This window comes from Carboxylicivirga fragile (assembly GCF_050589805.1).
GTDB classification, from domain to species: domain Bacteria; phylum Bacteroidota; class Bacteroidia; order Bacteroidales; family Marinilabiliaceae; genus Carboxylicivirga; species Carboxylicivirga fragile.
On record NZ_JBNGOY010000024.1, the window covers coordinates 12113 to 33851 of the forward strand.

Annotated in this window: 23 protein-coding genes; 14 read left to right on the forward strand and 9 right to left on the reverse strand. The window is 37.0% G+C overall.

Annotated elements, in window-relative coordinates; translation table 11 throughout:
* Positions 1 to 2 precede the first annotated feature (2 nt).
* From hisH to ACRD7B_RS11885, 8 genes are all read left to right on the forward strand, one after another.
* Positions 3 to 656 (forward strand): imidazole glycerol phosphate synthase subunit HisH, encoded by a 654-nt coding sequence (gene hisH, locus ACRD7B_RS11850; protein WP_430824776.1) that lies wholly within the window; start codon positions 3 to 5, stop codon positions 654 to 656.
* Positions 657 to 728: 72 nt separating this feature from the next.
* Positions 729 to 1454, forward strand: coding sequence for a 1-(5-phosphoribosyl)-5-[(5-phosphoribosylamino)methylideneamino]imidazole-4-carboxamide isomerase (gene hisA / locus ACRD7B_RS11855; protein ID WP_430824777.1), 726 nt, complete (start codon positions 729 to 731; stop codon positions 1452 to 1454).
* Between the two features lie 54 nt (positions 1455 to 1508).
* On the forward strand, positions 1509 to 1874 hold the full coding sequence (locus ACRD7B_RS11860; RefSeq protein ID WP_430824778.1) for a four helix bundle protein: 366 nt from the start codon (positions 1509 to 1511) through the stop codon (positions 1872 to 1874).
* Positions 1875 to 1911: 37 nt separating this feature from the next.
* Positions 1912 to 2670: an imidazole glycerol phosphate synthase subunit HisF gene (hisF, locus tag ACRD7B_RS11865; protein ID WP_430824779.1), complete on the forward strand. Its 759-nt coding sequence runs from the start codon at positions 1912 to 1914 to the stop codon at positions 2668 to 2670.
* Positions 2671 to 2724: 54 nt separating this feature from the next.
* Entirely contained in the window at positions 2725 to 3075 is a 351-nt protein-coding gene (locus tag ACRD7B_RS11870) for a four helix bundle protein (RefSeq protein ID WP_430824780.1), read from the forward strand.
* 47 nt (positions 3076 to 3122) lie between these two features.
* Complete coding sequence (hisIE, locus tag ACRD7B_RS11875) at positions 3123 to 3722, forward strand: bifunctional phosphoribosyl-AMP cyclohydrolase/phosphoribosyl-ATP diphosphatase HisIE (protein WP_430824781.1); 600 nt, start codon at positions 3123 to 3125, stop codon at positions 3720 to 3722.
* Between the two features lie 54 nt (positions 3723 to 3776).
* Positions 3777 to 4316: an HDIG domain-containing metalloprotein gene (locus tag ACRD7B_RS11880; protein ID WP_430824782.1), complete on the forward strand. Its 540-nt coding sequence runs from the start codon at positions 3777 to 3779 to the stop codon at positions 4314 to 4316.
* Between the two features lie 9 nt (positions 4317 to 4325).
* A complete protein-coding gene (locus ACRD7B_RS11885; RefSeq protein WP_430824783.1) occupies positions 4326 to 4670 on the forward strand; it encodes a hypothetical protein in 345 nt (114 codons plus the stop codon).
* 43 nt (positions 4671 to 4713) lie between these two features.
* Here ACRD7B_RS11885 and ACRD7B_RS11890 read toward each other — a convergent pair whose 3' ends face one another.
* Both ACRD7B_RS11890 and ACRD7B_RS11895 read right to left on the reverse strand, forming a co-directional pair.
* Positions 4714 to 5046: a DUF4870 domain-containing protein gene (locus ACRD7B_RS11890; protein ID WP_430824784.1), complete on the reverse strand. Its 333-nt coding sequence runs from the start codon at positions 5044 to 5046 to the stop codon at positions 4714 to 4716.
* Between the two features lie 28 nt (positions 5047 to 5074).
* Positions 5075 to 5605, reverse strand: coding sequence for a DUF3124 domain-containing protein (locus tag ACRD7B_RS11895; RefSeq protein WP_430824785.1), 531 nt, complete (start codon positions 5603 to 5605; stop codon positions 5075 to 5077).
* 359 nt (positions 5606 to 5964) lie between these two features.
* Between ACRD7B_RS11895 and ACRD7B_RS11900 the strand changes: the two genes are divergently transcribed.
* Both ACRD7B_RS11900 and ACRD7B_RS11905 read left to right on the forward strand, forming a co-directional pair.
* On the forward strand, positions 5965 to 7401 hold the full coding sequence (locus ACRD7B_RS11900) for an MATE family efflux transporter (protein ID WP_430824786.1): 1437 nt from the start codon (positions 5965 to 5967) through the stop codon (positions 7399 to 7401).
* Between the two features lie 160 nt (positions 7402 to 7561).
* Positions 7562 to 9610 carry a hypothetical protein gene (locus tag ACRD7B_RS11905; RefSeq protein ID WP_430824787.1) on the forward strand — a complete coding sequence of 683 codons (2049 nt, stop codon included), beginning with the start codon at positions 7562 to 7564 and terminating at the stop codon, positions 9608 to 9610.
* Between the two features lie 144 nt (positions 9611 to 9754).
* Here the strand turns inward: ACRD7B_RS11905 and ACRD7B_RS11910 are convergent, their stop codons facing one another.
* Positions 9755 to 10246 (reverse strand): sigma-70 family RNA polymerase sigma factor, encoded by a 492-nt coding sequence (locus ACRD7B_RS11910; protein WP_430824788.1) that lies wholly within the window; start codon positions 10244 to 10246, stop codon positions 9755 to 9757.
* Positions 10247 to 10695: 449 nt separating this feature from the next.
* On the opposite strand from ACRD7B_RS11910, the gene ACRD7B_RS11915 reads away from it, so the two are divergent.
* From ACRD7B_RS11915 to ACRD7B_RS11930, 4 genes are read left to right on the forward strand one after another with little or no spacing between them, the layout of a single operon-like run.
* Positions 10696 to 10908 (forward strand): DUF4492 domain-containing protein, encoded by a 213-nt coding sequence (locus ACRD7B_RS11915; RefSeq protein ID WP_430824789.1) that lies wholly within the window; start codon positions 10696 to 10698, stop codon positions 10906 to 10908.
* A 14-nt stretch (positions 10909 to 10922) separates the two neighbouring features.
* Positions 10923 to 12518: a cytochrome ubiquinol oxidase subunit I gene (locus tag ACRD7B_RS11920; RefSeq protein ID WP_430824790.1), complete on the forward strand. Its 1596-nt coding sequence runs from the start codon at positions 10923 to 10925 to the stop codon at positions 12516 to 12518.
* Positions 12518 to 13651, forward strand: coding sequence for a cytochrome d ubiquinol oxidase subunit II (cydB, locus tag ACRD7B_RS11925; protein ID WP_430824791.1), 1134 nt, complete (start codon positions 12518 to 12520; stop codon positions 13649 to 13651). The genes ACRD7B_RS11920 and cydB overlap by 1 nt, the downstream gene beginning before the upstream one ends.
* A 17-nt stretch (positions 13652 to 13668) precedes the next feature.
* Positions 13669 to 13794, forward strand: coding sequence for a hypothetical protein (locus ACRD7B_RS11930; protein ID WP_430824792.1), 126 nt, complete (start codon positions 13669 to 13671; stop codon positions 13792 to 13794).
* Positions 13795 to 13840: 46 nt separating this feature from the next.
* Here the strand turns inward: ACRD7B_RS11930 and ACRD7B_RS11935 are convergent, their stop codons facing one another.
* The 6 genes from ACRD7B_RS11935 to ACRD7B_RS11960 form a co-directional block, all read right to left on the reverse strand.
* Entirely contained in the window at positions 13841 to 14659 is an 819-nt protein-coding gene (locus tag ACRD7B_RS11935) for a hypothetical protein (protein WP_430824793.1), read from the reverse strand.
* Positions 14660 to 14674: 15 nt separating this feature from the next.
* Entirely contained in the window at positions 14675 to 17134 is a 2460-nt protein-coding gene (locus tag ACRD7B_RS11940; RefSeq protein WP_430824794.1) for a DUF294 nucleotidyltransferase-like domain-containing protein, read from the reverse strand.
* A 14-nt stretch (positions 17135 to 17148) separates the two neighbouring features.
* Positions 17149 to 17895: a metallophosphoesterase family protein gene (locus tag ACRD7B_RS11945; protein WP_430824795.1), complete on the reverse strand. Its 747-nt coding sequence runs from the start codon at positions 17893 to 17895 to the stop codon at positions 17149 to 17151.
* A 98-nt stretch (positions 17896 to 17993) separates the two neighbouring features.
* Complete coding sequence (locus ACRD7B_RS11950) at positions 17994 to 18773, reverse strand: tetratricopeptide repeat protein (protein ID WP_430824796.1); 780 nt, start codon at positions 18771 to 18773, stop codon at positions 17994 to 17996.
* Between the two features lie 199 nt (positions 18774 to 18972).
* The gene (locus ACRD7B_RS11955; RefSeq protein WP_430824797.1) at positions 18973 to 20643 is read right to left on the reverse strand and encodes a VC_2705 family sodium/solute symporter; all 1671 of its coding nucleotides are present in this window, start codon (positions 20641 to 20643) and stop codon (positions 18973 to 18975) included.
* Positions 20644 to 20658: 15 nt separating this feature from the next.
* Positions 20659 to 21402: a DUF4212 domain-containing protein gene (locus ACRD7B_RS11960; RefSeq protein ID WP_430824798.1), complete on the reverse strand. Its 744-nt coding sequence runs from the start codon at positions 21400 to 21402 to the stop codon at positions 20659 to 20661.
* Positions 21403 to 21739 lie beyond the last annotated feature (337 nt).

Here is a 21739-nt window from a genome sequence, read left to right on the forward strand (position 1 = left end):
ATATGAATAAGAACAAAGTTTATTCTTCGTACTCTGGACTCCGGACTTCGGACTCTCAGGTTATAGTAATAATAAAATACAACGCCGGAAATATTCGTTCGGTATTGAATGCATTAAACCGACTCGGTTATGATGCCGAAATATCAGCCGATCCGGAAGTGATTCGCAATGCCGATAAGGTAATTTTTCCTGGAGTTGGAGAGGCCAGCACCACCATGGAGTATCTTCGTCGTACAAAATTGGATGAATTAATTGTCTCTTTAAAGCAACCGGTTCTTGGTATTTGTTTGGGAATGCAGTTGATGTGTAGTTCGTCAGAGGAGGGTAATGTTAGTTGCCTAAATATTTTTGATGAGAAAGTAATCAAGTTTCAATTGCCTGTGGGTAATGAAGAAAACATTAAAATTCCTCACATGGGCTGGAATACAATCTTCGATGTTAATAGCCAGTTGTTTGATGCTTCTTTGGAAGGGGAGCATGTGTATTTCGTCCATAGTTATTATGTAGCCTTGGGGGCTGATACGGCTGCTACAACTAATTATATTGTTGATTATAGTTCAGCCTTACAAAAAGATAACTTTTATGCAACTCAGTTTCATCCTGAGAAGAGTGGTTCTGTTGGAGAAAGAATTTTGAGCAACTTTTTGAAGTTGTAATTGGAATAAAATAACTAAGTAAAATATTCAAGCTATTGGCTATAAGCTAGCAGCTATCAGCTTTAAAAAAACATGAACAAAATCGACATAATACCAGCCATTGATATTATCGAAGGTAAATGTGTAAGGCTTAGTCAAGGCGACTATGCCAGTAAGAAGATATACAATGAAGATCCATTGGAAGTGGCTCGTGAATTTGAAGATCATGGAATAACACGTCTGCATGTGGTTGACTTGGATGGCGCAAAGGCTGGCCATATCATCAACTATAAAACTTTGGAGACAATTGCAGGTAAAACCAATATGGTGGTTGACTTTGGGGGAGGCTTAAAAACGTCTGATGATTTACGTATCGCTTTTGAGAGTGGAGCACAAATGGTAACAGGCGGTAGTATTGCTGTTAAAAATCAAGCGGAGTTTGAAAGTTGGATTAAGCAGTATGGAAGTGATAAAATAATTCTTGGAGCTGATGCAAAGGACGGTAATATTGCTGTTACTGGATGGCTCGAAGAAACAGATCAAAAGTTAATTCCATTTATCAAAGATTATTGTAATAAAGGAATTACTAAGGTGATTTGTACCGACATTAGTAAGGACGGTATGTTACAGGGGCCGGCTATCGATTTATATAAAGAGATTTTAACTGAAATACCCGATCTATACATTGTCGCCAGTGGAGGTGTAAGTAATATTCGAGATATTGAACTTTTAGCTGAAGCCAATATTCCGGCTGTTATTTTCGGGAAAGCCATTTACGAGGGTCGATTACAATTGAAGGAGTTGGAGAGGTTTTTATAGATAGTCAGTAGAAACTAGCCAGAAGTCAGTTGTATAAAACTTAAATTTATAATTATGAAGTCATTTAGAGATTTAATCGTTTGGCAAAAGTCAATGGATTTAACTGTTGATGTATATGAATTATTAAAAGTGTTTCCTAAAGTTGAGGATTATGCATTAGCATCTCAAATTAGGAGATGCTCTGTTTCTATTCCTTCAAATATAGCTGAAGGTTTTGGAAGGAATCATACGAAAGAATTTATACGGTTTTTACAGATATCACAAGGGTCTGTTTATGAATGTCAAACGCAATTGGAAATAGCTTTTCGTGTAAATTATATAGATAGTATTGTTTTTGATGAACTGGATTCAAAATACACGGAAGTAGCAAAAATGCTTTCTTCGTTAATACGTAAAATAAAAGAATCACCCCAACGCTAAACTCTACTGACTACTGTCTAATTACTAATAACTAACTATGCTATCAAAACGAATTATACCATGCCTGGATATTAAAAATGGGCAAACAGTAAAAGGTGTTAAATTTCTCGAGATACAAGAAGTAGGCGATCCGGTTGAGTTGGGTGCCTTATATGCTCAGCAAGGTGCCGATGAGTTGGTGTTCCTTGATATTACTGCAACTCATGAAGGACGAAAGACATTTGTAGACTTGGTAAAGCGAATAGCACGAAATATTAATATTCCCTTTACTGTAGGAGGAGGAATTAGTGAACTGAGTGATGCGGATGCGCTTTTAAATGCAGGAGCTGATAAGATATCGGTTAATTCATCGGCAGTGCGCAATCCTCAATTGATTAATGATTTGGCAAAGAATTTTGGAAGCCAGTTTGTTGTGGCTGCCATCGATGCTAAACTTAAGCAAGCAGACGATTGGATTGTTACGGTGAATGGAGGCCGTATCCCAACAGATAAGAGATTATTCTCCTGGGCAAAGGAGTGTGAAGAACGTGGTGCAGGTGAAATATTATTCACTAGTATGGATCACGATGGTGTTAAAACTGGTTTTGCCAATGAGGCACTAGCTAAATTAAGCGACTCATTGTCCATCCCTATTATTGCATCAGGTGGAGCAGGAGCCATGGAGCATTTCAAAGACGTTTTCACTATTGGTAAAGCCGATGCAGGATTAGCAGCTAGTATTTTTCATTTTAAAGAAATTGGGATTCCTGATTTGAAAGCTTATTTGAATAAGGAAGGAATTTCGGTAAGGATGTAATTAATAGCTAATAGCTGTTGGCCAATGGCTGATAGCTTAAAAAGTTAACTAAAAATGAAGGATTATAGGAAACTTAAGGTTTGGAGAAAAGGAATTGAAATTGTAAAGTTGGTTTACAAATTAACAGCTCAGTTACCTTCAAGTGAAAAGTTCAACCTAGTGTCGCAGCTAAATAGGGCATCTGTTTCTATACCGTCAAATATAGCAGAGGGAAGTAGTCGAAAAAGTGAAAAGGAATATCAACGTTATTTGGAAATTGCTTTAGGAAGCTGTTTTGAAGTTGATACACAACTGGAAATTGTAAAGGAGCTTAAATTAGTGACTCCTCAATTAATCGAAGAACTTAACGAGCATGTTCTTGAAGAAATAATGATGCTTCAGAGTTTTATAAATAAACTGAAATAGTAATGTTTAGCTATCAGCCTTTAGCTGGAAGCTATTAGCTTTAAAAAATGAACATAGATTTTAACAAACTAGGAAACGGCCTTGTGCCTGCAGTTATTCAAGACGATACAACCAATAAAGTATTGATGCTTGGATTCATGAACAAAGAGGCGTTTGAAAAAACAGAAGCTGAAGGAAAAGTGACTTTTTATAGTCGTACCAAGCAGCGACTTTGGACAAAAGGTGAAGAGTCAGGTAATTTTTTGAATGTAGTATCTATTGCCGTTGATTGCGATGAGGATTCACTTTTGATTAAAGTAAACCCTGTTGGACCTGTTTGCCATAAAGGAACCGATACTTGCTGGAAAGAAGAAAATAAGGTTGACGATATTCTCTTCTTAAAAACACTTCAGGATTTTATCGATCAGCGTAAAGAGGAGATGCCAGAGAAATCGTACACTACTTCTTTATTTACCAAAGGAACTCGTACCATCACTCAAAAAGTTGGTGAAGAAGCCATTGAAACTGTTATTGGAGCAATGGCTAATGACGATGAGAATTTTCTATATGAAGGCGCCGATTTAATTTATCACCTAATTGTGCTTCTAACGCACAAAGGCTATCGAATTGAAAATCTGGCTCGTGAGTTGAAAAGTAGGCATAAGTAATGCCAACAAAAGTCATTACACAAGATACTGTTTTGTAATATCTTTGTGATTGTCATGGAGGTACAAGGCATCATAGATAAATATTATCTGCCAAATAGTCCTATTTGGACTATTTTGGTGGAGCACAGCAAGTGTGTTCGCGATAAGGCTTTGGATGTTGCTTATAAACATCCTGAGTTGAATGCTGATGCTGACTTTATTGCAGAAGCAGCCTTGTTGCACGACATTGGTATATATTTAACTAAAGCACCTGATCTGCATTGTAATGGTGAACTTCCATATATCTGTCATGGGTATTTGGGACGACAAATTCTTGAGATGGAAGGTTTACCTAAGCATGCTTTAGTTTGCGAACGACATACTGGTACAGGTTTATCATTAGCCGAAATCATTTCAAATAAATTACCCATCCCACATCGCGATATGCGACCCGTAAGCATCGAAGAACAAATCATTTGTTTCGCCGATAAATTTTATAGCAAAAGTGGAAATCTAACTAAAGAAAAGAGTCTTGACAAAATTCGGAAATCTATGTTAAAGCATAGTCAGGTTCAACTTGATCGATTTAATCTTTGGTGCGAACAATTTTTATAAATCACTTCTATGACAGAAAAGGCTTCTTCAATATATCGTCATCCTGATTATCGACTTAATTGTGCTCAAGTATTAGTTTATAAGTGGTGTGAGCAGAATAGGATTTCCGACCTTAAAGTTTCTGATCTGATGGGTTTGGGAAGTGGGCGTGCACCTGAAGGTATGTGTGGAGCACTGTACGCTGCGCAACGAATTTTTAGTGAAGATCAGACTACCCAGAATGTTCTTAAAGAAAAGTTTGCAAACGAATTTGGATCATTTGGCTGCGATGCTATTCGTTCGAATAAGGATATTGACTGTCAAACATGCATTGACTATATGGATGATGCTATTGCTCATTTAACAGCGAAGTAAGTAACATAAAAAAGGGTAACAAACTGCTACCCATAATATTTACTTATCGTACAAAATCAAAATTTTCTTCAAACCACCTTCCCAGAAAAGGAACATACCTGAATTGTCCTTGTATGGCACCGATTAATCCTATTAACCAAAGGATAAACAATACAAAGCCAAGTATATTACCTATAAAACCAAGGTAAACAAACGTCAAAACGTAATGCACTATTGAAAGAGCAAAGCCGATGAGGTTAATACCTAAAGCTTGTCTGAGGTGAAAACGACTTAATTCGCTTTGTGGTTTTTCACTTTGTCGCATTATTAGTGCTATTATCCATCCAATTATAGTAACGTAGCTTACAATCGCTATTGTTCTACTTTGTTCGTTCATTCTATTTTTATTTAATATGTAATCAAGGTTATTTACAACTGTCTATTGCTATAATTTTACCATCGGTAATAAACGATAAGCCTTGCTGACCGCTGGTGTTAATCATTAATGCCTGAACCATTAATTGCCCACTACCGCATGTTCGGCCCCAATCCACTATAAAGTTAGCACCGGTATCTCCACTAAATGTCTTTTTATTAATGACTAAATCATATGATTCGAGAGGAGAAAGGCTTAACATTGAATTATCACCAATGTGTTGTTTTATGGCTTTCCCTTTACTGTTGTAGTAGTCAACATTATAAATATATATGGTATCGTTGATACTTGTGTTACGCAAACTTAATGTAACAGTGAGAGGGAATAACTTGGATTGATCTATATGAAACACATCAGTATAAACGGGTACATAAATACGTTCTTTATAAATTGCATCTTCCGCATGTAGAGCTTGTAATTGGTCCATCTTAAAGTGTAACCTTTCGGTATTCTCGGTGGTTTGAGAACAGGCAGATAATACAATTATTAAGACTATCAGAACGTTGTGGAGTTTTAACATGTCAGGTTCGTTTATTGTGCAAAATACAAAATCTTTAGTCTAAATGTGAAAAAGCATTTGCATTCTTTATAAAAAAGAAGCAAATTTGTTCTACTATGAAAACAATGATTAATATATCCTATTGTCCGGCCATTTGTGTCTACACTACCTTCTAAGTAAGGTCGGAACTTCATTGTATCATTTTTAATTCATTTATTTTTCAAATTTTTATTTAATCAAGGAGGATTTTACCATGAGGACAAATGTCGTTTATGTGATGAATGTACCCGTATGTACATGCAAAATTAGTGATCAATTTATTAAAGTATTAAGAGAAGATGAGCCTTCTCATCATAGGCTCAGGCAAAAATTAAAACGCGATGACTAAGCACTATATTAGTATCTTATCAAATAAAAAAAGACAAAGAAAATTGAGTAATATCTGGAATAGTTTCAAAGAAGCTCTGGCTGGTTCATCGCAAGATTATACCAAGATACCATTAAATAAGGCTGTTTTTTTATTGGCGGTTCCAATGGTATTGGAAATGATCATGGAATCAGTTTTTGCTGTTGTTGATATCTTTTTCGTGGGTAAGCTTGGTGCCGATGCCGTTGCTACTGTAGGTATTACCGAGAGTGTATTAACAATTATTTACGCCATAGCTTTTGGTTTGAGCATGGCTACCACAGCTTTGGTTTCTCGACGCATAGGCGAGAAGAAGAATGAAGAAGCTGCAAAGGAAGGCATGCAGGCAATTATTGCTGGAGTTTTTGTTGCTATCATAATTGCAATACCTGGCATGTTATACGCCAAGGATCTGTTAAGCTTAATGGGTGCTTCTGATACCATTGTGAATGAACTTTCATCTTACACTTCTATCATGTTTGGAGGTAATCTGGTGATTATGCTTCTGTTTATTAACAATGCTATCTTTCGTGGAGCGGGAGATGCAGCTATTGCTATGCGCGCGTTGTGGTTGGCAAACGGACTAAATATCATTCTCGATCCCTTATTAATATTTGGAATAGGCCCTTTTCCTGAGTTGGGAATTGCTGGGGCTGCTGTTGCTACAAATATTGGAAGAGGTGTTGCGGTAGCGTTCCAATTGTATATTTTGTTTAAGGGAAAAGGACGCGTTAGTTTGAAGCAAGTGCCAATCAATATTGACCTTAAACGCATTCGTAACCTATTTAAGATATCCTTTGGAGGAATCGCACAATCCCTCATTGCGACTTCAAGTTGGATTTTTATGGTACGTATTATTTCTAATTTTGGTAGCGAAGTAGTAGCCGGATATACCATCGGTATTCGTATTATTCTCTTCTCTATATTACCATCGTGGGGATTAAGTAATGCCGCAGCAACTTTAGTTGGACAAAACCTGGGAGCAGGTGAACCAAAACGTGCTGAGCAAGCAGTATGGGGAGTCGCACGCATTAACATGATTTTCCTAGGTGTATTGAGTTTACTATTCATCATTTTCCCAGGCTGGTTTGTAACTTTATTTACAAAAGATGTTGAGGTTGTGCAAGCAGGTATTAAGTGTCTTCGAATTATAGCTTATGGTTTCATGTTTTATGGAATTGGTATGGTTATGATACAGGCTTTTAACGGGGCAGGCGATACCCGAACACCAACACGTATAAATATTGTTACCTTTTGGATAATTGAAATTCCATTGGCCTATCTGATGGCCATTACTTTAAAAATGGAGGAGTCGGGTGTGTTTTACGCCATTATAATCGCTGAGACTTTCATGACTATTTTTGCTGCCTACCTATTCCGTTTAGGGCGCTGGAAAAAAGAAGCCGTTTAATTTAATGGATAAGGGCTTTTTTTAAAAGAAAAACTCAGTGTCTTTGCGTCTCTGTGTTGACTTTACTCATCTGATTTTATTCACATGAGTAAAGTCCTTATTTGTTTGATTTTTAATCTGTAGTTTTGATAATACGTTAACATTTGAAAATATAATATCTATGAAAGTATTGTGGTTTATGGTGGTAAGCTTGTTTTTGATGACGGCTTGCTGTAATAATGAAACTCAAGAGCAGAAGAATATTGAAATTGCAAATATCTCGAAAGCTACTGTGAAGTCTACTATTGGATTATTAGTTAGTGAGCATGGTGATGAGGTGAAGGAAAATGCGCAACGAGGCGTTAATCATGCAGCATCTTTGTGGCGTAATGTAGATGGCACTGAAGAAGAGTTTAAAGCCTTCTGTCAATCCAATTTTATTGCTGATAATGATTTAAAGGCCGTGAGCTTTGAAAAGATAAGCCGCAACATGGAAATATTGCGAGGTCACTTTAATAAAATAAGTCTTGATCTGCAAAAGCCACTTCACGAACCGATGGGAGACATTTTTGATGTGGATAAAGCTTTTGGTGCTTACAGTGCAGGCTCGCATATGATTGAAGATATGTATCGCAACAAGTTGGCTTTTACCATAGCTCTAAATTTTCCTTACTATAGTTTAACCGAGAAAGAAAAGTTGGGTAAAGATTGGACGCGTCAGCAGTGGGCTTATGCACGCTTGGGCGATGTTTTCACAGCACGAATACCTGCCGAAGTATTGCAGAATGCTTCCGAAGTAGGTTCTGCTTCTGAAATGTATATTGCCAACTACAATATACACATGGGGCATTTAACCGATGGAAGTAACAAGCGTTTCTTTCCAGAAGATATGGTCTTGTTGTCGCACTGGAACCTACGTGATGAAATTAAGTCGCACTATAGTAGAGGTGAAGAAGGTTTAGCATCGCAGGCAAAGGTTTATGAGGTGATGAAACGAATTATTGATCAGAGTATCCCTAAAAAAGTGATCAATAATGGTGATGTTGAATGGGATCCGGTTACAAATATTGTATATAAAGATGGTAAAGCGATTGAAGCTAGTCCCGAAGGTAATGAGCGTTACCAGCAAATTATTAATAATTTTCATGCCTTAAAAGCGATGGATGAGCACACACCATTAAACACGGCTGTGAAAAGAGCTTTTGAAGGCGGAATGGAAATTACGCAAAAGGATGCCGAAGCACTTTTTGTGAAGTTTATGTCATCCAAGGAATTGAAAAAAGTGGCCGTTTTAATTCGTACTCGTTTAGGTCGCGACTTGCAGCCTTGGGATATTTGGTACGATGGGTTTAAAGCGCGCAGCTCAATAAATGCAGAAAGCTTAGATGCGATCACACAAAAACGCTATCCGAATGCCAAAGCCTTTGATGATGATTTGGCAAGCATGTTAATGAAGCTTGGTTTTAGTAAAGATAAGTCAGAATTTTTGGCAGAACGTATCGATGTTGATCCGGCGCGAGGTTCCGGGCATGCCTGGGGTGCTTCCATGAAAGGTGAAACGGCGCATTTGCGTACTCGCATTCCAGAAGGCGGAATGGATTATAAAGGATATAATATTGCCGTTCACGAGTTTGGGCATAACGTGGAGCAAACCATTTCATTATACGATGTGGATTATTACATGTTGAATGGTGTGCCTAACACAGCTTTTACCGAAGCGCTTGCTTTTATTTTCCAGAAACGTGATTTAGAGCTACTAGGGATTAATAATAAAAACCCACAGAAAGAAGCTTTACAAACTTTGGATAATTTCTGGTCAACCTACGAAATAATGGGTGTATCATTATTGGATCAACGCATGTGGTTGTGGTTATATGATAATCCAACTGCCACAGCTGATCAATTAAAAGCAGCAGTTCAAAAGATGGCTATTGAAATTTGGAATGATTATTATGCGCCTGTTTTTGGTGTTAAGGATCAACCAATTTTGGCCATTTATTCGCACATGATCAATAGTCCAATTTATTTATCGAATTATGCTTTTGGTCATTTAATTCAGTTTCAGGTGGAGCAGTATTTAATGTCAGCTGACTTTGCTTCTGAAGTTGAGCGTTTATTCCGTATCGGTTGCATTACACCTAATGCATGGATGCAAGAAGGTTTAAAGGAAGATATCTCGATTAAGTCCATTATAAAAGAAGCTGGCAAAGCTGTGAAGGAAGTTTCGTAAACTAAGGATCGTATCTTTAGTTGTATTGCATCTAATAAGATGCGATCCTTAATTTAAGGTGTCATCTGTATTAAACTATAAAAAAAAGCGAGTAGAAATTAATCTACTCGCTTTTTAATACCAATCTATTATAGTTGACTATAGCTATTCAATCATTTTTTGCAATTTCTTGCGTCCAAAGAAAATTCGACTTTTAACTGTGCCAATTGGCATTTCAAGCTTATCCGCTATTTCTTTGTATTTATATCCTTCCATGTGCATTGTTAATGGTCTTTTAAAATCGCCATCAAGGTTGCTCATGTGATTTGATATCTCATTGGTATAATGAAGAATATCAGGAGTGTCATTAGTGTAATACTTGTTTGATAAATAATTAACTTCATCTACAAGCATAGGAGCCTGTCGCATTTTATACCTTCTACGGTAATTATTGATGAATGAATTACGCATAATGGTATGCATCCATGCAGAAAAGTTGGTGTTCATAACGAATTTTTCACGCGACGATAAGGCACGAAAATTAGTTTCCTGCAATAGGTCGTTTGCATCTTCTTCATTCGTAGTCAATGTAAGGGCGTAGCTAAACATTCTCTGTTGAAGCCCCAATAAGCGATGGTTGAATTGTTCTGCGGTCATCTTTCTGGGTATTTTTCGTTAAAACTTCATTTCTTTCGACACAACTGCTCGGGTGTTTAACGGTTGTTATCAATTAAGAAATATAATTTAGTTATTTTTTAATTTTTATGCAACTGATTGTCAGTACTTTTTTATAATGTAGTAAATAAGTATTGAAATACCTGATTGCGGAATAAAGGTGAACAAAAATTATTTAAGTACCAAATTTGTTCAACATATAATATTCTTAATTGGTCAATATTATTTGTAAATTTGGCCTTTCAGAAGTTCTAAAAGGTTTATTTTCAAGATAAAAAGCTAACGGAAAAAATTTTATCATTTTTTTACATCTGAAGTAGAATCTCGTAAAATATGTTTCTTTTATTTAATCTTGTTTAAGGATATGAAAAAAATGTCGAGCTTAAAAATTGAAATAATAACTTATGGAGAGGCTTTATAATTGTTGAATAATGAATTGGATAAAGAAGGTATATCGTTTTTATCGGGATGGATTTAGAGGTTTGTCGGATTGGGGCAGAACCATGTGGATAATAATCCTGTTAAAACTGTTTGTGATGTTTGCCATTTTAAAATTGTTCTTTTTTACGGATACGCTTAAAAACAAGTATGATACGGATGAAGAAAGAGCTCAACATGTACTCGAAGAATTAATTACACACTAAACTTTTATTATATAATGTTTGAATCAATAGATTTTGCACTTGTCAATTGGTCGAGGGCACAATTTGCACTAACAGCCATGTTTCATTGGCTCTTTGTTCCGTTAACTCTCGGACTTGGTTTTATCATTGCTTTTATGGAAACCATTTATGTGCGAACGGGTGATCCCGAATGGAAACGAATTACTAAATTCTGGATGAAACTCTTTGGCATTAATTTCGCCATTGGTGTAGCGACGGGAATTATTCTTGAATTTGAATTTGGCACCAACTGGTCAAATTATTCATGGTTTGTTGGCGATATTTTTGGAGCGCCCCTGGCCATTGAAGGAATCATGGCCTTTTTCCTTGAAAGTACGTTTATAGCAGTTATGTTTTTTGGCTGGGGAAAGGTGAGTAAGCGATTTCACTTAACAGCTACTTGGTTAACAGCCATTGGCGCCAATTTATCTGCTTTGTGGATTTTGGTAGCAAATGCCTGGATGCAAAATCCAATTGGGATGAAATTTAATCCTGAGATGGCGCGGAACGAAATGGTCAACTTCTGGGATATTGTATTATCCGAAACAGCCGTGAACAAGTTTCTGCACACTACCACTTCGGGTTATGTACTCGCATCTGTTTTTGTTGTAGGTGTTAGTGCATGGTTCTTATTAAAGAAAAGGCACATCTTATTTGCCAAACGTAGCATTGTTATTGGTTCGGTTTTTGGAATTGTTTCGTCCATAATGGTTATTGCTTCAGGAGATGGCTCGGCCAGAGAGGTTGCAAAGAATCAGCCAATGAAGTTTGCCGCCATGGAGTCGCTTTACGAAGGACAAACAAATGCGCCTTTAATTGCCATTGGCTTGTTTGGAAAGCCACATGACACACCAATGCATCGTAAATCAGATCAAGATTTTCTGATGAAAATTGAAATTCCGAACATGTTATCATATATGGCATTTTTAAAAGTAGATGCTTTTGTTCCTGGTATTAAAGATTTGGTATTGGGGAACGAGGACTACAACATCATGTCGTATAAGGAGAAAATTAAGCGTGGATATGAAGCCCAGCAGGTATTGAAAGCTTTTAAGGAAGCAAAAGGAGTTGATGCGGTAGAATATAATCGCTTAAAAGCAAAGTTTGACGACAAGCATTGGGTGGAAAACTACTTTCGCTACTTTGGATATGGAAATTATTACGATCCAAACCCTGAGCAGTTGGAGTTAAATGCTTTTAAGATTGTGCCACCGATATCATTATCATTTTATGCGTTTCATATTATGGTTGCTTTAGGCGGACATTTCCTTTTACTCTTTATTGTAATACTCTATTTTGCCTTATACAGTCGTATCGAGAATAAAAAGTTGGTGCTTTACACAGCGCTTTGGACCATTCCTTTTGCCTACATCGCAAGTCAATCGGGCTGGGTGGTTGCAGAGGTGGGCCGTCAGCCGTGGGTTATTCAAGACCTAATGCCAACCATGACTGCCGTATCTAAAATTGATACGAGTTCAGTAATGATCACTTTCGGATTGTTTACTATAACTTTTGTAGGATTGGCAATTGCCGAAGTGCGCATAATGGTGAAACAAATTAAGAATGGACCAAAAGAAGGAGGGAATAAATAATGTTTGAAGCACTATCACATTTAGCTTTACAGCAATATTGGTGGATAATTGTCTCTCTTCTGGGAGCTATACTGGTGTTTTTAATGTTTGTACAAGGTGGACAAACATTGCTGTATACAATTGGAAAAACAGATATGGAACGCACCATTTTGGTGAATACACTTGGCCGAAAATGGGAATTTACTTTTACAACTCTTGTCACATTCGGTGGAGCTTTCTTTGCATCTTTTCCACTGTTTTATAGTACAAGTTTTGGAGGAGCCTATTGGGTCTGGATGATTATTTTGTTCGCGTTTGTATTGCAAGCAGTGGCTTATGAGTTTCGATCGCGACCAAATAATTTTTTCGGGGCAAAAACCTACGAAGTCTTTTTAATGCTCAACGGTTTGATTGGGACAGTATTAATCGGAACGGCCGTGGCAACTTTTTTCACTGGCTCAGCTTTCAGTGTGAATGATTTAAATCAATCGCAGTGGGAACTTTCTTCTCATGGACTTGAAGCAGCGCTAAACTTGCACAACTTATCATTAGGTTTGGCGGTATTCTTCCTGGCAAGATGTCTGGCATTACTTTATTTTATGAATAGTGTTCAACACGACGAAATATTAAAGCGAGCAAGAAAGCAATTACTTAACAATGCCATTCCGTTTGTGGTATTTTTTCTCACTTTCGTAATTTGCTTGATGTTTCGTAATGGTTATGCAGTAAATGCGGAAACCGGATTGGTTACCATGCAGGAGTATAAATACGCGATTAACTTATTCGAGATGCCCGTGGTATTCATCATGTTTTTAATTGGTGTTGTAGCTGTTTTGTACAGCATCACCATAAGTATATTAAGGGTGCATACCAAAGGAATATGGTGTGCGGGTGCAGGAACCATTCTGACGGTGTTAAGCTTGTTTCTTTTGGCAGGATTTAATAACACCTCATTCTACCCATCGAGTTTCGATTTACAAAGTTCATTAACCATTCAGAATTCGTCTTCGAGTCATTTCACTTTAACTGTGATGAGTTACGTGTCGTTAATGGTACCTTTTGTAATTGCCTACATTTGGTATGTGTGGAAGTCGATTAATAATAAACCCATCGATGAAGAAGAAATGGGTGAGGAAGATTTACATGTGTATTAAGATAAAAAAAATAGGATATGAATTACCTACATCAAGTATTATGGTATATGGCCTTACCGCTAACTATTGTTGTTAGTTATTATGCTGTAAGGTTAGCCTTAAAGATTTTTCATAAAAAACTTGAGGCGCAGAAGGATCAATAAAACTTATACTCCCGGGGTACAGCCTCGGGAGTTTTTTTGTTTAACCTTATCTCTTGTTCTTTTTCATTTGTTCATCTTCAAATATTTGAAAATACTCCTTTGCATAATTATATAATGGTCCTAAATACCCATCAAAGGGACCCAGATTTTTGAATTTCTTATTAAAAGTAGGATACCTACTTATGGCCAGAATCATTGTATTGTAAATTTCATCTTCTGGATATTTATATTTAAGCCAGTTATTTGCAACCGAATCTAATCTTTGCTCAGAAATACTAGAAAGATTGAGAGAAAATACGGTGTCTAGATTGATAGTATTATCTTTTGTAAGAAGGTTAATTGTAAAAACAGGTGCTAATTCATACTTCCCTTTTTTTCCTATTGGTAACTCTAGGCATCTTGATATTTTTAATTGTCCATTTTCATGCGTGATTTTATCTATGTGATATTCATAGCTTTGTAGTATTCTGGTTGCCGAATTGCATTCAAATATTTCAAAACCTCTAAAATAAACTGAACTATCTGGATACTTATAGCCAGACACAATGGTGTCAATTATTTCATTAGCTGAATAACCACAAACAATAAATCTAAAATTTTGCTTATGGACTTCTATTATCGGCTCTCCTGGTGACGAAAAGAAGCTCTCAATACATTTACAGTTGATTTTTAACGAATCGAGATTTGGTTCATATTCTTCTAAAGAATCATCTCTGGAGGAGCTATATTCAGTAAGGCCTTCAAAAACAATCCCTTTCGTTTCGTTTAGAGTTTCATGAATTGATTTTTTAGTATTCTTTTGGTTTGGAAGGCTGCAGCTTGAAATAACTATTGTCAATAGTATAACAGTATAAATAAATTTCATTTATGGATATTTTAATTAACTCAAATGTTTAAACGTCAAACTCAATTGTGCTTGCAACTCCATAATTTCCTTATGCGATTTTTTTAGCGTGTTTTGTTCAATATGCGATAGCACCTTGAAATTAACAGTATTCTCTGGAGCTTCATTGTTCAGCACGGCTTGTGATTGTAGTTTCAAACGAAGTTGCATCAGATAGTTATAAATCTGTTTGAGCTCATTTTTATGTTCAAGTGAGAATTCCTTTTGTTCAAAGAGTAACTCTATTCGTTCGATTGTATTGCTTGCTTGTAATTGATGAACCAGACCATAAATACGGACGTATCCAATTAAAGGCAATAGCACCTTTTTTAAATTAAAAGCTTCGGCATCGGCTGTGACTTTATATTTGATTATGGAGTTAGCCATGTGGTAAAAGAATAGGCCATTATCTTTTACAATGTCATTTATGTGTTCGCGTAATTCGTTAATTAATTTACCTTCACCGTAAATACATCTAAAATCAAAAAAAGTACTGCTGTCCAAAACACTTTGAGGGTCTGGGGAATTAATCCACTTTGAGAAATAATCTTTCCAAGTAGAAATCGATTGACACCATTTTTTATTACTCGCCATAATCTCACCAATGCAATAGTTATAACCAATGGTATGCAGGTGTTTATTAATGGACTTTGCTAGATGGTGAAAATACACTTGATCTTGTTCTGTTGCCGAATTCGATAGCACTATGGCATTATCTTGATCGGTTTTGAGTGTTTGTTCCATGCGACCTTCGCTGCCAAGTGCCATAAAGGCAAAATCACATGGAGGAGTTCCATGCTCTTCAATGGCCAAATCAATTACACGAATAGAAATAGCATCGGCTACCGATGTGATTATGCGGGTTGTATTTTGGGCATTATCACTATTTACAATAATAGCATTAATGAGCACCGGAACATGATTGTAAATCTGTTTAAGCTCATCAATATGTTGGCTGTTTTCGATTTCTTGAATTATATAACTTAATGAGTTTCGCTGTACTTCTAACGCTTCCTGATTACCGATTACGCCTACTACATTATTCTGGGTGTTTTTCACCAAGAGGTGCGAAATGCCTTCTTGACGGAACAGGAGAACTGCTTCGTACAAAAGGGCATTTTCAGAAATTTGTGCAACCGGGGCACTCATTATATTAACAACCTTACTTTCGAGACTAATTTCTTTGGCCAGAACACGCTTTTTCAAATCCGTATCGTTAACAACACCAATAATGGTTTGTGCTTGCTTTACGAATATAACTTTCTGATTTTTTAAAGTCATCAGTGTGGCAACCTCCTTAATAGAGGTATCTATTTCACATGTTAAAGCCGATTTTACAAACGACTTAATTGGTTGATTCATTAATAACAATGAAGTTTGCAGTTCCTGCGAAAGCTGTTTGGTGCTTGTTTCCAGCTGTTTTTTACGGCTCACATCTTTGGCTACTACAATAAACGCCTCTTGATTGGAGTATATGATTCGTGATATGGAAATAACAATCGGTCGGCTTGCTTTACCATTGCAAATCAGTTCGGTTTCGGCAGAAACACTCTTTTTAGGATCAGAAAATAAAGAAAGAACCTGATCCCATTTGATGGTAAAAAGATCGTTGAACGACGCTCCTGTTAGTTCTCTGGATGGACAGTCTATCATCGTGGCAAACTTTAGGTTATTAAAGGCCACTCGATTATCCACAAACATCAAAGTGCCTTCAGTGGAGGCATCAACTAGTGTTTTATATTTTTGCTTCGATTGTATCAGTTTTTGCTCTGCTGCTTTTCGTTTGTTTTCAATATTAAGGCTTTGTCGGATGATGTATATTAGGGCAATGATGATGATAGCGACAATGATCGATGATATTTTTAAGAGGCGATTTTTTAATGCGGCTATTTCTTGTTCCACATCTTCAAGGTAGATGCCTGTTCCGATTAGCCATCCCCAATCATCAAAACCTTTAACAAAGGATAATTTTGGCACAACTCGGGAGGTATCATCTTTCCATTGCCAATAGTAATCGATAAACCCTTCATTATCTTCTTTTACCAATTTTACGGCATCCACAAATAATTTCTTCTCGTGCGAATCCTTAAAATCTTCCAGGTTAGTATTATTGAGCTCAAGTAGATACGGGTGCATAATCATTTTCGGAGAATAGTCAATCAGCCAGAAATAATCCTTGCGTTCCACGCCATACCGCATTTGTTCTATTTGATCCGCTGCTACTTTTTGCGCTTGTTCAAGACTTAATTCACCCCTTACATATTCCAGATGATGTTCTTCCAATATGCTCCATGCCGTATTGGTTAATTCGCGAATCATCTCTTTTTTTCGATCCATCATATTTTTCTCAAAGTGAGGGATGATTATCGCAAAGAAGGAAATAATAAAAAGCACAATAGCTAATATGGATGGTGCCACTATGCTAATGAAGAATTTATTGAGGTTTTTTTCAGACATAATGAGGCTATAAATCAGATGCGCTTGGTTTGAACGATATTGGTTTCTGTATCATAAATGCAAAACCCTTTACCTAAGCGACTACCGGCAATAGGCGGAACCAATATGCAATCGTTTTTTTGCGCGTTGTATTTTTTATTAAATCGTTTTCCTATAATTGAATGATCATTGGCCACATATAGACCAGAGAAATGAAAATGCCCGGCGAAGGCTATTTCACAATCGTGATCCTTCATAAATTGTTTGTGTTGACCAAATTCATCTATTTCTGTCAAAAATATCTTCATCGACCCACTTAGGTTTGGATAGATAAAATGTGAAAGAAAAATATTAATCTCCTTCGTTTTTATAATATGGTATTCAGGAAGCGATTTAAGGAAGGCAACGTCATTTTTTGTGTAAAGAGGATCCAGTTCATCATGATCGTAAAGCCATATTTTCCCTTGCGCTTTTTCCGCTCTTGCGTGGTAATCCATATCGTACCAATTGTCCGGAAAATTAAAAGAGCTTTTCACCGATGGCGTTCGCTGAGCAGCATGTAGGTCGTGATTGCCCGCAATAATGATGCTGCAATTTTCTCTTACCAAGCGCAGACATTCATGCGCATCTCTGGTATCGAAATAATGATAATGAGGTACACTAAAACCGGATATATCGCCAAGACAGATAATTTCATCGCAATTGAGCTTTTCAATTTTCTTGAGTGCTCGCTTTAGATGCACAATGTCTTCATGTATATCGGTTAGTATGGCGTATCTCATTAAAATTAGCTTGTTTACTTCTTAAGTGCCTTGTACCTAAAGATAGTAGAATATTTTCTTTCCACATCGATGAAAGGAATGTAAATGATGTGTTGATCTTATTTGTCCTTGGGCGGAGGTAGAATCTTCTCGATGAAGTTTCTTTTCTTTTGAGGCTGACCCAATAGCGCATTTAAACTGTTTTCAGCTGCAAGGTTTCGATCCCAAAGATCCATGGCTTTTTTGTAGTATTCTATCGCCAATTCATAATTCTCGCGATGGCGCATCACAATGCCCAAGTTGGTATAAGCAACTGACAAGCGGCGAGGTGTTTCCAATTGGGCTTCTTTAATTTCATTAATGCGACTTGATGTAAATCGCTTTAATTCTTTGTCAGAATAACTCGTAAGTCCGTTGAGGAAATTAGTTGTAAGTAGCATATGTATTTCCTCTTCGTCTTTCTCAGAGTATATGTTTAACCAATCTTCATAGGTTTGGATGCTTTTCAAAGCTGCTATTTTACTCAAGCTAAGTAGTGTGTCTTTTGATAAAATAGAAATGCCATCGAGACTTAAACAATTGTCTTCATGAAAAATTGCCATTGCAAGGTAGGCGGCTGATCGGTTGTTGTGTAATACACCTATTTCGTAAGAGCGTTGGTAATGCTCTACAGATTGGTAAATAAATTCTACCGAATCCAAGAGTAGAAAGATGGCTTTGAAATTATTGCTTTCGGCATAACTATCATATTTGCCATATAATTCGCGGGCTTCAATAATACGTGGGTCGTTTGATTTATTTACATGATTGTAATAAAGCTTGGCAATGGCGAAACCAATGATAACAATAGAACCTAGGATGACAATGAGAGATTTCTTGGAATTATTTATGTTCGGCATGGATAGTATTTGTTTGTGAGCTTAAGAGAATATGAGAAAAGGATTGATGAATTATTCTATTCTCTTTTACCCCTCCAAACCTCCCCTAGAGGGGAGGCTATGTCCCCTTTAGAAGGGGTTTTAGGGGTGAAATTATTGGATATAGAAAATTGGAAAGGTATCCAGTAAAGATTCTTTATATGAATACCTTTCTAATATTTTAACTGTGTACTTTTTCTATTAAGAATTTACGAATCTCCTCAGGAGTTTCAGGTGTTAATTTCGAAACAATGATGTTAGCTAAAATCGCTAAAGGAGCACCAATCCATGCGAAATACCAAGCTTCCAGATAGTAGCTGATGAATTCATGGAAAGGTAAAACTACACCTTGTTTTCCTGCGACAAAGTAGGTGATTGATATGATGGAAATTAAACCACCAACAATTAATCCAGCAATAGCACCTTGGCGGTTCGATCCACTCCACCAAATTCCTAGAAGGAAAAGAGGGAAGATTGTACAACCGGCCAAAGAAAAGGCTACGGCTACTAACTGACCTATTAAACCTAATTCTAACATTGCAATCATAGTAACGATAATTGCCATAGAGATAGTTCCAATACGAGCCATCAATAGCTGTTTCTTCGGAGAAGAGTTAGGATTAATTACTTTCACATATAAATCGTGAGAGAAGGCGGATGCTCCAGCAACTAGTAATCCCGATACGGTCGAGAATGCGGCAGATACACCACCAGCAGCCAATAAACCAACAATCAGTGGGTGAATTCCACCTAATTGTGCTGTATAAACAACAATGGCATCTTTCGAAAGCTTACCTACTTCAGGGTTGGCAGATAAAATCTTACCAAATGCTGAATAAACGGGTGCACTCCAATATAGAATACAGATAAAGAATAAGCCCCATACTACTGACCAACGGGCATCACTTGCCTTAGGTACCACATAAAAACGTTGAATAACGTGTGGTAGACCTGCAGTCCCAATCATTAATGAAAAAGCAATGGCCATCCATTGGAAGTAAGTTTTACCAGTTGCAGGATCCCATGGCATGGAAAACTCAGGTGAAGCAGCAATGGCATAATCATGCCCTACGGCATTAACCAATTGCGATATCTCAGCAGATGGTATACCATTGGTGATATCTGTTACTACCGATCCATAACCTATCTGCGGTAAAATCCAGAAGTAGTCAAACTTAAACGTAAGAATGAATAATGGAATCAGGAATGAGATGATAATAATAATGTATTGGATTTGCATGTTTTTAGTTACCCCAAGCATACCCGATATTAAGGTATAGGTCAGTACCACTGAACCACCAATCATGACAGCCCACATATATTCGAGACCTAATATCCATTTAAACATTAAGCCGATACCTGCGAACTGACCAACACAGTACGAAATAGATATTAAGATGGCAATGATAGCACCTGTTGCACGCAAACCTTGTGAGTAATAACGGTCGCCAATAAAATCGGCAGCTGTGTATTTTCCATATTTGCGAATTTGGCCAGCCATTAGTATTAGCAATAATACATAACCTCCAGTCCATCCTACAACGTAGGCCAGTCCGTGATAACCCGATCCATACATAAGAGCAGCCATTCCAAGAAACGAAGCAGCACTCATCCAGTTTGAAGCAATAGCCATACCCGATCCGGTACGCGAAATGCTACGACCTGCAGCATAATAATCGTTGGTGTCTTTCGCTCTGAAAAGAATACCTACCATTACAAACACACAAAGGATGCTTATAAGTATAATGGCAGGACCTGTTTTAAATCCCCCTTCGAGTTCAGTTGCCGCATTGGCCGCAGACATAAGGGCTGGCAACGATAAAGTAAAAAGTGATAATATTATTTTTTTCATAATGATTCGAGTTGATTATTCAGCAATTCCCATTTTTTTATTGTATTGGTCTACTCTTAAGCAATATGCCCAGCATAGGCCAATAAAGAGAATTAATAGAAAAACTGCAGAGTAGAAATAATGAAATGGGAATCCTAAAAATGTCGTGTCAGTTAAAAACGAACGATTATGTATGGTATATAAAGGCATACATGTTTCAATTATTTCCATGTTTTCAGCTGTTATAGCTTCAATGCTCGAAGATCTTAATTCTAATGGAAGAATCTTTGCCAAAACCTCTGTTGGTTGAAGACCAAGAATTGATGTGGCCAATCCGCCAAGTTTTCGTTTAGCACTGAGGTAATCGGCGTCGGTAACCGCATTGGCTTCAGATTCGGCTTTTTCGAAATCAAGAAGTGCACTCGTTAACGCTACTTGTTGAGCCGAATCGGCCAATTGAAATGTGGCCCAGGTAATACCGTTATCAAGAGCGGCTCTGTGCTCGGTTGAAATAAAAACCTTGCCTGCAACGTGAAGTGCTGAATTTGCAAAAGTTGTAAGGCTAGAAGCATCTGCATTGCCTTCTTTTACATCATTCCAAACCTCATTAAATGCGATTAGTTGTGGTTCTGGTACTGGTTTCTCAATGACTCTCAATAAAATATGAAAGCCAAAGATGGCGATTGCCCAAATACCAATTAACCACAGCACCATGTTTCTGTTATGTTTAGCCCTTTCTGTTGTTGGCCTAAAAAAACTGATGTGATAGTCTTTGTTCATGTTTGTAAATTTTGGATTTTAGTAACTGATAGTGACTAAAATAGCTGATTTGAATCAGAAAAAAGACAAAATTTAAGCATATACGATTCCGAATATATGTAGATAAGTCGAAGAAATGCTATGCTATTGACTTACAGTGAGTGTTGTGTTTGGCTTAGATTTGACAGAAAGTGACCAATTTCTTTGAATGGGGTGAAAAACTAAGAAAGAAGGGGGTGCATAATAGGGCTTAAGATCTTGAATATAAATCAAATTGGTTTAAAAGGTCTAAATTTAAAGGATGGCATCTTTGGTCCAATGTTTAAATTAAGATGCCATCCTTTGGTTAAGTGCAAAA

Bases quoted from the DNA above. Each gene is read 5' to 3' on its own strand.
- hisH (WP_430824776.1), top strand. From the start codon at position 3: ATGAATAAGAACAAAGTTTATTCTTCGTACTCTGGACTCCGGACTTCG.
- hisA (WP_430824777.1), top strand. From the start codon at position 729: ATGAACAAAATCGACATAATACCAGCCATTGATATTATCGAAGGTAAA.
- ACRD7B_RS11860 (WP_430824778.1), top strand. From the start codon at position 1,509: ATGAAGTCATTTAGAGATTTAATCGTTTGGCAAAAGTCAATGGATTTA.
- hisF (WP_430824779.1), top strand. From the start codon at position 1,912: ATGCTATCAAAACGAATTATACCATGCCTGGATATTAAAAATGGGCAA.
- ACRD7B_RS11870 (WP_430824780.1), top strand. From the start codon at position 2,725: ATGAAGGATTATAGGAAACTTAAGGTTTGGAGAAAAGGAATTGAAATT.
- hisIE (WP_430824781.1), top strand. From the start codon at position 3,123: ATGAACATAGATTTTAACAAACTAGGAAACGGCCTTGTGCCTGCAGTT.
- ACRD7B_RS11880 (WP_430824782.1), top strand. From the start codon at position 3,777: ATGGAGGTACAAGGCATCATAGATAAATATTATCTGCCAAATAGTCCT.
- ACRD7B_RS11885 (WP_430824783.1), top strand. From the start codon at position 4,326: ATGACAGAAAAGGCTTCTTCAATATATCGTCATCCTGATTATCGACTT.
- ACRD7B_RS11890 (WP_430824784.1), bottom strand. From the start codon at position 5,046: ATGAACGAACAAAGTAGAACAATAGCGATTGTAAGCTACGTTACTATA.
- ACRD7B_RS11895 (WP_430824785.1), bottom strand. From the start codon at position 5,605: ATGTTAAAACTCCACAACGTTCTGATAGTCTTAATAATTGTATTATCT.
- ACRD7B_RS11900 (WP_430824786.1), top strand. From the start codon at position 5,965: ATGACTAAGCACTATATTAGTATCTTATCAAATAAAAAAAGACAAAGA.
- ACRD7B_RS11905 (WP_430824787.1), top strand. From the start codon at position 7,562: ATGAAAGTATTGTGGTTTATGGTGGTAAGCTTGTTTTTGATGACGGCT.
- ACRD7B_RS11910 (WP_430824788.1), bottom strand. From the start codon at position 10,246: ATGACCGCAGAACAATTCAACCATCGCTTATTGGGGCTTCAACAGAGA.
- ACRD7B_RS11915 (WP_430824789.1), top strand. From the start codon at position 10,696: ATGAATTGGATAAAGAAGGTATATCGTTTTTATCGGGATGGATTTAGA.
- ACRD7B_RS11920 (WP_430824790.1), top strand. From the start codon at position 10,923: ATGTTTGAATCAATAGATTTTGCACTTGTCAATTGGTCGAGGGCACAA.
- cydB (WP_430824791.1), top strand. From the start codon at position 12,518: ATGTTTGAAGCACTATCACATTTAGCTTTACAGCAATATTGGTGGATA.
- ACRD7B_RS11930 (WP_430824792.1), top strand. From the start codon at position 13,669: ATGAATTACCTACATCAAGTATTATGGTATATGGCCTTACCGCTAACT.
- ACRD7B_RS11935 (WP_430824793.1), bottom strand. From the start codon at position 14,659: ATGAAATTTATTTATACTGTTATACTATTGACAATAGTTATTTCAAGC.
- ACRD7B_RS11940 (WP_430824794.1), bottom strand. From the start codon at position 17,134: ATGTCTGAAAAAAACCTCAATAAATTCTTCATTAGCATAGTGGCACCA.
- ACRD7B_RS11945 (WP_430824795.1), bottom strand. From the start codon at position 17,895: ATGAGATACGCCATACTAACCGATATACATGAAGACATTGTGCATCTA.
- ACRD7B_RS11950 (WP_430824796.1), bottom strand. From the start codon at position 18,773: ATGCCGAACATAAATAATTCCAAGAAATCTCTCATTGTCATCCTAGGT.
- ACRD7B_RS11955 (WP_430824797.1), bottom strand. From the start codon at position 20,643: ATGAAAAAAATAATATTATCACTTTTTACTTTATCGTTGCCAGCCCTT.
- ACRD7B_RS11960 (WP_430824798.1), bottom strand. From the start codon at position 21,402: ATGAACAAAGACTATCACATCAGTTTTTTTAGGCCAACAACAGAAAGG.